This is a genomic window from Peribacillus sp. NPDC094092 (assembly GCF_050279365.1).
GTDB lineage: Bacteria > Bacillota > Bacilli > Bacillales > DSM-1321 > Peribacillus.
Map to the genome: position 1 here is coordinate 368,082 of NZ_JBNNUC010000003.1, position 13,133 is coordinate 381,214.

At 43.6% G+C, this 13,133-nt stretch carries 13 protein-coding genes; all 13 read right to left on the minus strand.

What is annotated here, in order from left to right; all coding sequences use genetic code 11:
* Positions 1–14 precede the first annotated feature (14 nt).
* Positions 15–1,052, minus strand: coding sequence for a stage II sporulation protein D (spoIID, locus tag ACQKNS_RS17410; protein ID WP_427644575.1), 1,038 nt, complete (start codon positions 1,050–1,052; stop codon positions 15–17).
* A gap of 203 nt (positions 1,053–1,255) precedes the next feature.
* On the minus strand, positions 1,256–2,557 hold the full coding sequence (gene murA / locus ACQKNS_RS17415; protein WP_098371638.1) for a UDP-N-acetylglucosamine 1-carboxyvinyltransferase: 1,302 nt from the start codon (positions 2,555–2,557) through the stop codon (positions 1,256–1,258).
* Between the two features lie 32 nt (positions 2,558–2,589).
* Positions 2,590–3,339 (minus strand): YwmB family TATA-box binding protein, encoded by a 750-nt coding sequence (locus tag ACQKNS_RS17420; protein WP_427644576.1) that lies wholly within the window; start codon positions 3,337–3,339, stop codon positions 2,590–2,592.
* A 158-nt stretch (positions 3,340–3,497) separates the two neighbouring features.
* Positions 3,498–3,740 (minus strand): DUF1146 family protein, encoded by a 243-nt coding sequence (locus ACQKNS_RS17425; RefSeq protein WP_034315776.1) that lies wholly within the window; start codon positions 3,738–3,740, stop codon positions 3,498–3,500.
* Between the two features lie 149 nt (positions 3,741–3,889).
* Positions 3,890–5,416: an NADH-quinone oxidoreductase subunit NuoN gene (nuoN, locus tag ACQKNS_RS17430; protein WP_427644577.1), complete on the minus strand. Its 1,527-nt coding sequence runs from the start codon at positions 5,414–5,416 to the stop codon at positions 3,890–3,892.
* Between the two features lie 3 nt (positions 5,417–5,419).
* A complete protein-coding gene (locus ACQKNS_RS17435; protein ID WP_427644578.1) occupies positions 5,420–6,943 on the minus strand; it encodes a complex I subunit 4 family protein in 1,524 nt (507 codons plus the stop codon).
* Positions 6,940–8,811, minus strand: a complete 1,872-nt coding sequence (gene nuoL, locus ACQKNS_RS17440; RefSeq protein ID WP_427644579.1) for an NADH-quinone oxidoreductase subunit L — start codon at positions 8,809–8,811, stop codon at positions 6,940–6,942. The genes ACQKNS_RS17435 and nuoL overlap by 4 nt, the downstream gene beginning before the upstream one ends.
* Positions 8,812–8,845: 34 nt before the next feature.
* On the minus strand, positions 8,846–9,160 hold the full coding sequence (gene nuoK / locus ACQKNS_RS17445; protein ID WP_427644580.1) for an NADH-quinone oxidoreductase subunit NuoK: 315 nt from the start codon (positions 9,158–9,160) through the stop codon (positions 8,846–8,848).
* The gene (locus ACQKNS_RS17450) at positions 9,157–9,675 is read right to left on the minus strand and encodes an NADH-quinone oxidoreductase subunit J (RefSeq protein WP_427644581.1); all 519 of its coding nucleotides are present in this window, start codon (positions 9,673–9,675) and stop codon (positions 9,157–9,159) included. The genes nuoK and ACQKNS_RS17450 overlap by 4 nt, the downstream gene beginning before the upstream one ends.
* Positions 9,672–10,091 (minus strand): NADH-quinone oxidoreductase subunit NuoI, encoded by a 420-nt coding sequence (nuoI, locus tag ACQKNS_RS17455; RefSeq protein ID WP_048685828.1) that lies wholly within the window; start codon positions 10,089–10,091, stop codon positions 9,672–9,674. Before nuoI ends, ACQKNS_RS17450 begins: the two co-directional genes overlap by 4 nt.
* Before the next feature lie 33 nt (positions 10,092–10,124).
* The gene (gene nuoH / locus ACQKNS_RS17460; protein WP_427644582.1) at positions 10,125–11,132 is read right to left on the minus strand and encodes an NADH-quinone oxidoreductase subunit NuoH; all 1,008 of its coding nucleotides are present in this window, start codon (positions 11,130–11,132) and stop codon (positions 10,125–10,127) included.
* On the minus strand, positions 11,133–12,230 hold the full coding sequence (locus ACQKNS_RS17465) for an NADH-quinone oxidoreductase subunit D (RefSeq protein WP_427644583.1): 1,098 nt from the start codon (positions 12,228–12,230) through the stop codon (positions 11,133–11,135). It abuts the gene before it with no gap.
* Between the two features lie 5 nt (positions 12,231–12,235).
* A partial coding sequence (locus ACQKNS_RS17470) for an NADH-quinone oxidoreductase subunit C (protein WP_427644584.1) occupies positions 12,236–13,133 on the minus strand: 898 nt, incomplete at its 5' end.

Genomic DNA, 13,133 nt, shown 5'->3' on the forward strand with positions numbered 1-13,133 from the left:
GGAATTCCCATCTCTCATTTTTTAGCCGTCATCGTATTCAGCCACTTACTTGAAGACTGAACTTTGACGCCTTTATAATAATATTTCACGATGTCTTCATAGGTCTTCCCTTCCCTGGCCATGCCATTGGCGCCGTATTGGCTCATTCCAACTCCGTGTCCGGATCCTTTTGTCGTGATCACAATCTGGTTGCCTTGACGCTCCCAGTCAAAATCGGAAGATGTCAGCCCGAGCTTCTCACGAATCTGTTTTCCCGTCATTTTCTTTCCTCCGATATCCACTACACCTACGCGGTTACCTGATGTTCTTTCAATGACAGTCCCTATTGATGCTCCCGAAGAAAGGCTTACACCCAATTTTTTTTCAAAATCTGCAGTATTCACTACAACTTTATTATAAAACTTTGGTGATTCTTCTTTATCCCATGGACTGGATACACTTTTTAAATAGGGGAATTCAGCTTGCCAATAGTCCTCGGAATTCTCCGTATAGCCATTGCTGGTCGAAAAAAAAGTGGCAGTAATCGGTTTTCCTTCATAGGTTAAGATTTGACCCGCCGTTTCTTTTATGGCCTTGTTAATTTTTTGCATCTTCCATTTATAATCAGAGCCCCATTGTTTTTTCAGCTCATCATTATTCTTATAGACTTGGTGCATGACCGTATCGCTTACATCGGCACCATCCGGCAAACCCAACCGACTTTCGCTTATAAGCTGATTTACGATGTAAGTTCTCGCCGTCAATGCCTGAGCCTTCAGCGCTTCTTCTTCAAAATCCGCTGGCATTTCAGCCGCAACCACACCAGTCAAGTACGATTCAATCGGCAGTTTTTCAATCTTTTTTGCAGATGTTCGGTAAACGGCAACTTCCACGGAACTCATTTCATTTGCAGCTACCTCTTTACCATCATTCTTCACTTTCTTTTCTAATTGTTCGGTCAACTGCCCACTTGTCTTATCATTTGAAAATGGAAGCACAAGCACTGCCGGAATCATGATAATTACGAATGCTACTGCTATGAATAGTACGATCATCGGTTTGATTGCTTTCAAATTCCTGAGCCTCCCCACACTTGTTTTCTCTGCCGTACATAATCGTATCCAGCAGGTATCTTTACATAACAAATGTATGTCGGAGGACAAGCTTTTATGAATAGAAAAATGACATCCATTTAACCGCAGTCGATGAATCCGGATCAAGACAAAAAAACCATTCACGATTCAATGACTCGAACGTGAATGGTTCTATAAGCTATTTATGCGTTTAAATCTGCAATTTTTTTTGTTTCAGCAGGTACATCTTCGTTAATACGTTCCACATCTGCACCTAGGGATGCCAATTTACCATGGAAATTCACGTACCCTCTGTCAAGATGCTTCAATTCCGTAACACGTGTAATGCCATCTGCAACCAATCCAGTCAGGATGAGTGCTGCCGCGGCACGTAAGTCTGTTGCAGCCACTTCAGCCCCTTGAATGTTAGTTGGTCCATTAACGATAACGGAACGACCTTCTATTTTAATATTGGCATTCATGCGACGGAATTCCTCAACATGCATAAAACGGTTTTCGAAAACGGTCTCCGTAATCATACTTGTTCCTTCAGCACGCAGTAATAATGCCATCATTTGCGATTGCATATCAGTCGGGAAACCAGGGTGCGGCATTGTTTTAATATCAATGGCCTTTAAGGTTTTTGGACCGATAACGCGTAATCCATCTTCTTCTTCAAGAATTTCAACGCCCATTTCCTCCATTTTGGCAATAAGGGAAGTAAGGTGTTCAGGTACAGCTCCTTGAACAAGAACATTGCCGCCAGTAAGAGCGGCCGCAGTCATGAATGTACCAGCTTCGATACGGTCAGGTATAATCGTATGTTCAGTGCCATATAATTTATCGACACCTTCGATTCTCATCGTACCAGTACCGGCTCCTCTGACTTTGGCACCCATTTTATTAAGAAGATTCGCAAGATCTACAATTTCAGGCTCTTTGGCCACATTTTCAAGAATAGTAATACCTTCAGCAAGTGTTGCTGCCATCATGATGTTTTCAGTGGCACCCACACTCGGGAAGTCAAGATACACTCTTGCACCCTTAAGTCTGCCTTCTACCTCGGCATCAATGAAACCATTGCCGACCTTCACTTTTGCTCCCATCGCTTCAAAGCCCTTTAAATGCTGGTCGATAGGACGTGATCCGATGGCACAGCCACCAGGAAGAGCAACGCGGGCCCGGCCATTCCTTGCTAGTAATGAGCCCATCACTAAAACGGAAGCTCTCATTTTACGTACATATTCAAATGGTGCTTCTTCTAATAACTCTCTTGATGCATCTACAGTTACTTGATTGTCATGAAAGGCAACATCAGCATTTAAGTTGCGCAATACTTCGTTGATTGTATATACATCGGAGAGCGTAGGAACATCTTTAATGATACTTTTCCCATCACTTGCTAATAATGTTGCAGCGATAACTGGCAAAACGGCGTTTTTAGCACCTTCTACTTTAACTGTCCCGCTAAGCCTTTTTCCGCCGCGGACGATGATTTTTTCCAAAAGTATTCCCCTCCGCGTCCATTTTCTCTATATTAATATTCAAACGTTATGATTGGTGTGCCAACTACAAAGTTCGTTCGGTCACCCAATCCTTCTGTCCGTAGCCCAAACTGCAAATTTAATTTTTCTTTTGTCAATGGTTGTTTAAACAATGTTGAATGTGCAGATATAGATGTAAAGTTTGTTTCACGCACACTCTCAATTTCCCTTGCTTGGAACAGATCTAACAGGTCTTCAGTTTTAGAGCTTAAAACCGAATCAATATTATCATTGATAGACCCTTTAATACAAGAAAAAATTGAAGGAGTTCCTATAAATAGGTCATTCACCCTGTTTTGGAACGTAGCAGTAAAAAATGCCTTATTGGCTTCCTTCCACTCATTCCCCTCCACTTCGTAAATAACATAGGTAACTTTATCAAATTTCTCTTCCGTTGTCATTATTTTGATAGATTCGGTCAGACCTGAATCGACATTGTAAGTTAACGCCTCAGCCTTCCAGCCGGAAGCATCATCTTTCCGGTGCCATTGAAATTGAGGGTATTTTCGTTTTAAAGCTGTTACTTCGCTTTCAAACTCTTGTTTAGTTGTAATCTCTTTATTTATTTCTCTAGTGAGTACAGACCAATCCCCTATGTCCAAATCTTCATCTTTTTGTAACAGTCCCACCATTTTAACGATATCTGGTTTACTTTCTGCCACAATCGTACTATTCCCAATTAAGATCACCGTCAAACCGAGAAATACTATGTATGTTAACATTTTTTTGTTTAAATTAAACATGTTAAATCCCTCCCCTTTTACACATTCTTTCCATAAGGAGAGAGATCATACTTCAAGTTTTCCGACAATTGGTGACAGCTTCCCCATAAACTGGCAGGAAGCAAAAGCGAATACAAGAGTAGAATCATATTTTGCTATAAGAAAACTCTTACAGCTTATCAGTCATTACTAAACATATACGGAAGTTGGTTTGCAAATCCCAGGTAGTCGAGGAAGAAATTACTTACAACCGAACCGATGGCAACCGTTAATAAAATATATAAAACCCTGGCCTTGATGACCGAATTAGATCTTAACATTTTATCAAAATGTAATGCCTGTAAAGCCCACCAGGTAACTGCGATGAAAAACAAGTGTGCAATAATCCCTGTTAGGGCCTGCTGTCCCATTGCTGAAAACATGTACATACCTCCTAAAAGACACCCAAATTCTATTCTAACACAAAACCCCTGTATATTTGGAATTAAAAAGGAAGAATTGCAAAATATCTTTTTAAAACTGTAAATAGAGGCTTGATCCAATGGAACAAGCCTCTGATACAGGCATTATATCATTTACTCGAAATAAAGTCTGTAAATTCGCCAAATTGATCATGAATAAAATCAAAGGCAATATTTGGCGCCACCCCGAAAAGAATGGTGCCTATCACGCAAATGATCAACACCGCGTAAAGACCCGGACGAATTTTAATGACCTTCTCCGAATGATTGGGCCGGAAAAAGACCTGCACCAATAATCCGAAATAATACACATAGGAAACAACGGTTCCTGCAATCATGATTCCCGCAAGGACAAAATGTCCAGGCTCCGTTATGAATGTTCCTAGAAAAATATTGAGTTTGCCAATGAAACCAGTCGTCCCGGGAATTCCAGCAAGCGCCAGGATAAATACGGTGAATGCCATGGCAAGATACGGTGATTTCCGCCCCAGCCCTGCAAGAATGCTAATATCTTCTGACCCACTTTGACCGGAGAGCAGCTGAATGACTGCAAATACACCTATATTCATCAAAACATATGCCATTAGATAAAACCAGACAGTATCAAGCAGGAAATATCCCCCGCCCAATGTTGCCACAGCTACAAGCAGGTAACCCGCATGGGCGATGCTTGAATAGGCGAACAATCGTTTTACATTTTGCTGCCTTAACGCAACCACATTTCCAATGATGATCGTCAACCCTGCCAATGAAGCTATATAGATATTATTTTTTTCCAAAAAGTCGAGTGCTCCGAACGTATCACCGGAAGCTGTTAGGAACAACGAGAGAAAAATGCGCAGGATGATGACGAAACCCGCCATCTTCGAAATTACACTCAAGAAGGCTGTGACCGGTGTCGGTGCCCCCTCATAAACATCCGGCGCCCACATATGGAATGGGGCGGCAGCTATCTTGAAGGATACACCGACAAATACCATGAAAAAAGCGAGTCCCATAATGTATTGCAGCTGCCCGTCCGTCATTGCAGCCATCGTCCGGCTCATTTCGCCTAGATTGACGGAACCTGTCACACCATATAAATAACTCATTCCGAATAAAGTGATCGCCGTGGAAATGCCTCCATTTATCACATACTTCATGGACGCTTCGTTGGACTTCCGATCATGCTTCCTTATTCCGACCAATATATAAGATGAAAGCGAAAGAAGTTCCAGTCCAACAAAAAGCGTTATCAAATCACCGCTTGAGGACATGACCATCGCTCCCAGCAAAGCGGTCAGGAACAGATAATAAAATTCCCCCCGGTGCTCTTGCAGCCCCTCTTGCGGTTCATATCCTTCAGCCAGAAGGATGATAAGGGCCGCTCCGAATAAAAGCAGCAGCTTAAAAGCTTTAGCAAATGAATCTAAACGAAACGTATCGGATAAGATACTGACTGTCTCAAAGGATAGCAGGCTAATCAGTGACAAACAGGCCAAAATGATTCCAGTTAACGCGAGCCATGCCAGTTTTCTCCGATTAAAGTGCTTCGGCCAGAATAAATCCAATATCGAAAGAAACATGGCCGTTCCAAGGATGATGAATTCCGGCATCATCGCTCCCCAGTCATAAGAAAGCATCGTGTTCCAATCCATCCTTCATCGCCCCCCTAGAGCTAGCATCATGGCTTCAATCGTTCCTTGAAGAGGCCCGCCTAACAAATTTGGGTATACCCCAACAGTTATTATCAAACCGAGAAGAACCAATGCCGGCAAAAACTCCCAGCCCCTAATGTCCCGTTTCTCTATTTCTATCAAGCTATCATTTTTTCCGAAAGTCATCCGCATGACCGCCCTCAATACATAAACAGCGGTTAATACCAGCCCGATTACCCCTATTGCCGCAAGCGATGGGTGACTTTTGAATAAGCCAAGAAATACCATAAATTCGCTGATGAAGCCGGACATGCCAGGCAAACCGAGTGAAGCCATTCCGCTAGCTAACATAAACCCTGAGAAAATCGGCATCGACTTGGCCAATCCGCCAAGCTTAGGAAGCATCGCGGTTCCCGTCCGCTCATACAACACTCCCACCAGGAAAAACAACATAGCGGCAATTAGCCCGTGTGAGATGACTTGAAAAATAGCTCCCTGAATGCCCGCTTCATTCAAGGACCCCAGCCCCATCATGACAATGCCCATATGTGAAATTGACGAGTAGGCTAAAACGAGCTTGAAATCCGTTTGTACCAACGCTAGAAATGCACCATATAAAAAACTGAGGACCCCAAACAGGACAATGGTAAAGGCCAAGCTTTTATATTGTTCAGGAAATATCCCCATTCCAAACCGGATGATTCCGTATGCCCCTATTTTCAATAGGACACCCGCATGTATCATGACTATGGATGGAGGCGCTTCTGCATGGACCCGCACCATCCAGCTATGAAAGGGAAAGACGGGCAGCTTTATTGCAAAGGCAACGAGAAAGGCGAGACATAAACCATATTTCATCGAACCGGATATGGGTGCAAAAAGCGAAACACCGCCCATTGTCATCATCTGTGTCAATGCCGCAATGTTAGTCGTACCTGTCCTGGCAAACAAAGTCAAAATGGCCATCAATAAAACGGCCGAACCAATGCCATTATAAATCAGGAAGCTATAAGAAGCTTTCTCCCTCTCCAGAAAGCCCCATCTACCAATTAAAAAGAACGCAGGAATCAATGTCATTTCAAAAAAGATGAAAAAAAGGATCAAATTTTCTGCCGTAAAGACACCGAGCATTCCGATCTCCAGAATCAAAAATAACAAATAATACCCTTTCCAATCTTTTTTTATATAAATGGATGCGATTGCGGCCAGTGATGAAATGATTGTTGTCAGTAATATGAAGATGAGGCTTAATCCATCCAGCCCCAACTCAAAGTCAACCGTGAAGAGCTTGGGGTCATACATCTCCAAGTTCCCAAACCTGATCCAATTCAACTTAATGTCAAATAAGGATAGGGCAACACCCGAATAATATTGGCTGCATAGAAAGAAAGATAGGAAAAGGGGAGGCAGTGTTCCGAAAAAGCCAAATTGTTTAATCGTTCTTTCCTCTTTTTTCGGCATGAGGGAAACCATCACTATGCCCAGCAGCGGTGAAAACACTAATAGCGAGAGCAAATAGACATTCATCTTAGATACCCCCCAGTCACTGCAAAAATCACCAACAGTACCGCAAGTCCCAGAAAGGCTATCATGCCATATTGCTGTACATGTCCCGATTGCAGTTTAGACCCTATTTTCCCCAATCCTTCTATTGAACTTGTTACAGTGGAGACCAGGCCACCGACAAAGAACCTTTCAATATAAGATAGGAATATACTAAAGCCTTTGATTGCATAACCTACAGTAAAATGATATATCTCATCAATATAATATTTATTTTCCAAAATCCTATATGCCCCGGATTTTTCTTTGACAAGCCATTCCCGAGGCAGCTCCTTTTTAGCGTATATCATATAAGCAAGGTATATCCCGGCCAGCGATACAAGCACGGCCAGCAACATGATCCAAACGGGCCCCTCACTATGGCTGGCGCCTAGAAGCGTTTCATTTCCCTCGACAAGCCACTCTCCAAGGAAAGTTCCAAACCACGGTGTTTGGATATACCCACCGATTACAGCAAGCAAAGCCAATGCGAGCATCGGGATTAACATGATGGAAGGTGATTCCTTGACCTGTTTCACTTGACTGCGCGAATCGCCTGCAAATATCATGAAAAACAGGCGGAACATATAAAACGCAGTTAAAAAGGAGGTAACCACCGCTAGACCAAACAATATATAACTGCCATTCTCCCAGGCCGCCATCAGAATTTCATCTTTACTGAAAAAACCCGAGAGCAACGGAAACCCCGATATCGCCAAGGTGCCAGTCAAGAACAGCGGCCCAGTCCAATTCAACTTACCCCATAGACCGCCCATCTTTTCCATATCCTGTGTATGTATAGCGTGAATAACACTGCCTGCCGCCAAAAAAAGCAATGCTTTAAAAAAGGCGTGGGTCATTAAATGAAACACTCCGGCCACATATCCCGAAGTACCCAAAGCAAGCATCATAAACCCAAGCTGAGAGATTGTCGAATAGGCCAATACACGCTTAACATCCTTTTGCACTATGGCAATGCTTGCGGCAAATATGGCTGTAATTCCACCTGTTATCGCTACGACCTGCATCGCAGCAGAACTAGCCATGAATAATGGAAACATGGCGGCAACCAGGTAAACCCCTGCAGCAACCATGGTCGCTGCGTGTATCAATGCGGAAACCGGAGTCGGGCCTTCCATTGCATCCGGAAGCCATGTGTGAAGTGGAAATTGTCCAGACTTCCCAACCGCTCCGATAAAAATCAAAATAGCGATTAATGTCAGTTTTCCACTTGATATCATGCCTGATTGAACGGCTTGAAAGATCTCTCCATATTCAAAGCTGCCTGTTTCCCAGAATAGGAGAATGATGCCGATTAAGAGCCCTACATCCCCAATCCTGGTCATGATGAATGCCTTCTTCGCTGCAGCCTTAGCTTCCAGTTTGTAAAAGTAAAACCCGATGAGCAGGAAAGAACCCACCCCCACCAACTCCCAGAAGATATAAAGCTGTAATAAATTGGGTGCCATGACTAGACCAAGCATGGCAAAGGTGAAGAAGCCCAGATAAGCATAAAAAATGGAGAATCGCACTTCACCCTTCATATAACCCTTCGAATATATCTGGACAAGCAGGCTGACAAGGGAAACGATCACAAGCATCAAGGCATTAAGCTGATTGATTTCGTATCCGGCTGTAAGTTGCGTCCCCCCGAAGGAAAGCCAATCTATCGATATATTAAAAGTAGGTTCTTTAAATCGTTCCATCAGGACAAGCAACGATAAAACAAACGAAGCCAATGTACATATTATTCCTATAAAAGCCCCTCGTTCCCGCAACCGCCCGCCTGATAGAAGCAGAACAAGAAACGTGACGAGTGGAAAGACCGGTATGAGCCATGCGTGCTCCATCATCGTATCAAATCCCCTTCTTCCTTTATAAAAACCTTCAATTCTTCATTATTTCCATTTCATCGACATTGACTGTCTTCCGATTGCGATATAGGGACATTAATATAGCCAGCCCTACAGCTGCCTCGGCCGCAGCGATGGTAATCGTGAATAAGGAAAAAACTTGACCCGTAATGGATGGCGTTACCCCGAATTTACTGAAGGCAACTAAATTGATATTCGCAGCGTTCAGCATCAGCTCGATTGAAATCAAAACAATGACCACATTTCTTTTCGTCAATGCCCCATACAGCCCTATACAAAATAAAACGAGTGCCAATACAAGGTAAGCCGACAAGGGAACTCCCGTCATGATCGATCTCCCTCCCCATCATCTTTTTTAGCCAATACGATGGCACCGACTAAAGCAACAAGCAGGAGTACTGACATCACTTCAAATGGAATCACATATTTTGAAAAAAGTTCGACTCCTATTTGCTTTGTATTTTCCTCATGCAAGGCCGTTGGCTGTACAGGTATATCCAGATTATAAATCCCCAGATAAACCGCCACGGCGAATCCGGCAATCGCTGCGAGCAAGGAGAACTTCCCCCAGCCCCCTTTAGCGGGTGCATCATTTTCCTGGTGCTTTGTCAGCATGATCCCGAATAGCATCACGATCGTGATTGCACCTGAATAAATAAGGATTTGGACAATGGCGACAAACTCGGCGGAAAGCAACATATAAATGCCTGCAATGCCCAAGAAAGTAAAAACAAGTGCAATGACCATGTGCACCACTTTTGTTAACGTAATCAGCAGCACCCCGCCTAATATCGCCACGAGTGCCAAACCAATAAAGGCAATTAATTCACCCGACAAACTCATACTTTATTCACCTTCCGGATATTTTCATCATTTTCATCCAGCCATTCCAGATTTTTGAATAGATGATCACGGCTATACTCGGCCAGCTCGAATTGATTCGTCATCACGATCGCTTCTGTAGGGCAAACCTCCGTACATAAATCACATAAGATGCAAATCTCGAAATTGATGTCATACGTATCGATGATTTTCCCTTTTTTCGATGGGTCCGGATGTTTCTTACCAGTTAATTGAATACAATCCGTTGGACAAATCGTCACGCATTGATTGCATACAATACACTTTTCAGGATAGAATTTTTGGATTCCGCGGAATCGGTCAGGGAGCGGAAGCGGCTCATTCGGGTAGTCATAGGTCACTTTTTTCCTCGTCAAGTTCTTTAATGTATAGGTTAAACCTTTTGCTAAACCAAGCATATAAATCCCTCGCTTTCCGACCAGCTTATGTTTTTAAAAAAGGTTAATCAATTCTTTTATTAGTGCCGTCAAAAATATATTTGCCAATGCAACCGGAAGCAGCACTTTCCATCCGAATTCCATCAATTGATCTGCCCTTATACGAGGAAAGGTTACACGAATCCAGACCAATACATAGAATACGGCACTGAACTTCAGACCGAACCAGATGGCTGCCGGAATAAAATCCAAAAACGGAATAGAATTCCATCCCCCTAAAAATAATACAGTGGTTAGCGTTGCCATTGCAAACATATACACATATTCGGATAACATAAAGAAGGCCCAGCGAAATCCCGAGTATTCAACATGATAGCCTGCAACAAGTTCGGATTCCGCTTCCGGAAGGTCAAAAGGAACCCTGTTCAACTCGGCAACCGCTGCAATGAAAAACACGATAAACGCAATCGGCTGAAGAAAAATGAACCAAACCTTTTCCTGGGCTGCAACTATATCATTCAAGTTTAAACTGCCTGTCAGGAGGACGATTCCCACTAGCGACATCACCAATGGGATTTCATAAGATATCATTTGAGCGGCTGCCCTCATTCCCCCAATCAAAGAATATTTATTATTGGAAGCCCAACCCGCAGTGACGATGCCGATGGTCGATATGCCGGAAATCGCTATATAATAAAGCAGACCGACACCTATATCCGCAAATTGGAAGGCTTCGGTGAACGGCAAGGTGGCAAGGACCATGAAAGCAGGGGCGAAAGCAATTACCGGGGCTAAAATATATAACGGCTTATCAGCTTTTTTGGGTATCGTATCTTCCTTGATCAGGAGTTTCAAAACGTCAGCAACCGTCTGCAAGAGACCCCATTTCCCTCCAATTTGGTTTGGTCCGATACGCATTTGCATGAATCCCATGATTTTTCGCTCCGAAAGGATTCCATAGGTTACAAAGCCCAATACGACGAACAGGAGCAGAACTGCCAAACCAAAAAAAATGCCAAAATTCAGTAGACTTGGAGCGGACTGGAGAAGATCCTTGATCATTTATCCATCGACCTCCCCTAAAACGATATCGATTGCACCTAATATCGTTATCAAGTTCGCCATATTTTCCCCTTCCAATAACTTCGGAAGAATTTGCAGATTATAAAAGGAAGGTCTGCGAAATTTCAAACGGTATGGCTCCTTTTTCCCTTCACTCGCGATATAACAGCCTATTTCCCCTCTTGGCGATTCAATTCGGACAAATGCTTCACCCTTAGGAACCTTTATTATTTTAGGGACCTTAGCAAGGATCGGCCCTTCCGGAAATTGCTCAACCGCCTGCTCGATGATTTTCAGTGATTGTTCGATTTCTTCCATTCTACAGTGATAGCGTGAAAAGGCATCACCCTCTTCCCTTGTGGGAACATCAAATGTGAACCTGTCGTAAATGGAATATGGCTCATTTTTTCGTAAATCCCATTTCACACCTGTACACCTTAAGTTGGCACCGCTAAGCGAATACTGCAGGGCTTCTTCCTTCGTATAGATGCCCACCCCTTTAACCCGATTAACAAAGATTTCATTCCCTGTCACAAGCTCATGGTAACCGGCAAGCTGCTCCCTCATATAAGGGACAAACTCGGCAACCTTCGCTATCCAGTCTTCAGGAGCATCCCATTTCACGCCTCCGACACGCATATAATTGAATGTAAGGCGTGCCCCTGACAATTCAGTCAATAAATTAACGATCATTTCACGCTCTCGAAATGCGTATAGGAAAGGGCTCGTCGCACCTATATCCAGCAAATATGTACCCCACCAGACAAGGTGGCTTGCCACTCTGCCCAATTCCATTGCGATAACCCGTAAATATTCTGCCCTTTCGGGGATTTCCACCCCCATCATTGTCTCAACAGCATGGCAAAGCACATAATTATTTGTCATTGCCGCTAGATAATCGAGCCGATCGGTATATGGGATTATTTGTGTATATTGCAGATTTTCCGCTATTTTTTCCGTACCGCGATGCAAATACCCAATGACAGGTGTCGCCTCTTTTATAATTTCACCGTCAATCTTGATGACAAGCCGAAAAACACCATGTGTACTCGGATGCTGCGGCCCGACATTGAGAAGCATTTCTTCCGTCCTTAACATTGGGCTTACACCTCCATATCATAAGGCTGATAATCTTTTCTTAGGGGATACCCTTTCCAATCTTCACCAAGTAAAATCCGCTTTAAATCAGGGTGTTCATAAAAGTTAATGCCTAATAAATCATACGCCTCACATTCTGGCCAATTTGCTCCTGACCATAATGGGACCAATGATTGAACAACCGGAGAATCCCTGTCAAGTTTCACCTTCAAAGCAACTGATTGGTCTATTTTGAATGAATGTAAATGTACATAGATTTCCATATGGGTTTCAAAGTCCGTACCATGAAGTTCCGATAAATACGAAAAGTTAAGCTGTTCATCGTACCGCAGAAATTTTGCTATTGAGAAATATGTATCCGGATTAGCCACTAAAGTGGGTACATCTTTCGATAATCTATTAATATAGTGCTCTAATAATGCCCCTTGTCCTACATGGCTCTCAATAGCAGAAACAATTTTATCGAGTTTCGACTGATTTGGGGAAAGTTCGCCAGGGGCGTTAACTTCCTCGTTTTCCTTTACAGCAGTCCTATTCTTCGCAGCAGCGGCCGCTGCCTTCGCCTTGGCTGCTGCTGCCGCCTTTTGCTTCGCTTTATCCATTTCGCCTTCCGGCTTTTCCGCACTTTCAGCTTTCGCCTGTTTTCGGGCCAATGCCGCTGCCTTCGCCTTGGCCGCGGCTGCCGCCTTTTGTTTCGCTATATCCATTTCGCCTTTCGGCTCTTCCGCACTTTCAGCTTTCGCCTGTTTTCGGGCCAGCGCTTCAGCCTTCGCCTTGGCCGCGGCCGCCGCCTTTTGTTTCGCTAAGTCCATTTCGCCTTCCGGCTTTTCCGCACTTTCAGCTTTCGCCTGTTTTCGGGCCAATGCCGCTGCCTTCGCCTTGGCCGCGGCTGCCGCCTTTTGT

Coding starts and splice junctions, on each gene's coding strand:
- ACQKNS_RS17420 (WP_427644576.1), bottom strand. CDS start 3,339: ATGTTTAATTTAAACAAAAAAATGTTAACATACATAGTATTTCTCGGT.
- ACQKNS_RS17425 (WP_034315776.1), bottom strand. CDS start 3,740: ATGTTTTCAGCAATGGGACAGCAGGCCCTAACAGGGATTATTGCACAC.
- nuoN (WP_427644577.1), bottom strand. CDS start 5,416: ATGGATTGGAACACGATGCTTTCTTATGACTGGGGAGCGATGATGCCG.
- ACQKNS_RS17435 (WP_427644578.1), bottom strand. CDS start 6,943: ATGAATGTCTATTTGCTCTCGCTATTAGTGTTTTCACCGCTGCTGGGC.
- nuoL (WP_427644579.1), bottom strand. CDS start 8,811: ATGATGGAGCACGCATGGCTCATACCGGTCTTTCCACTCGTCACGTTT.
- nuoK (WP_427644580.1), bottom strand. CDS start 9,160: ATGACGGGAGTTCCCTTGTCGGCTTACCTTGTATTGGCACTCGTTTTA.
- ACQKNS_RS17450 (WP_427644581.1), bottom strand. CDS start 9,675: ATGAGTTTGTCGGGTGAATTAATTGCCTTTATTGGTTTGGCACTCGTG.
- nuoI (WP_048685828.1), bottom strand. CDS start 10,091: ATGCTTGGTTTAGCAAAAGGTTTAACCTATACATTAAAGAACTTGACG.
- nuoH (WP_427644582.1), bottom strand. CDS start 11,132: ATGATCAAGGATCTTCTCCAGTCCGCTCCAAGTCTACTGAATTTTGGC.
- ACQKNS_RS17465 (WP_427644583.1), bottom strand. CDS start 12,230: ATGTTAAGGACGGAAGAAATGCTTCTCAATGTCGGGCCGCAGCATCCG.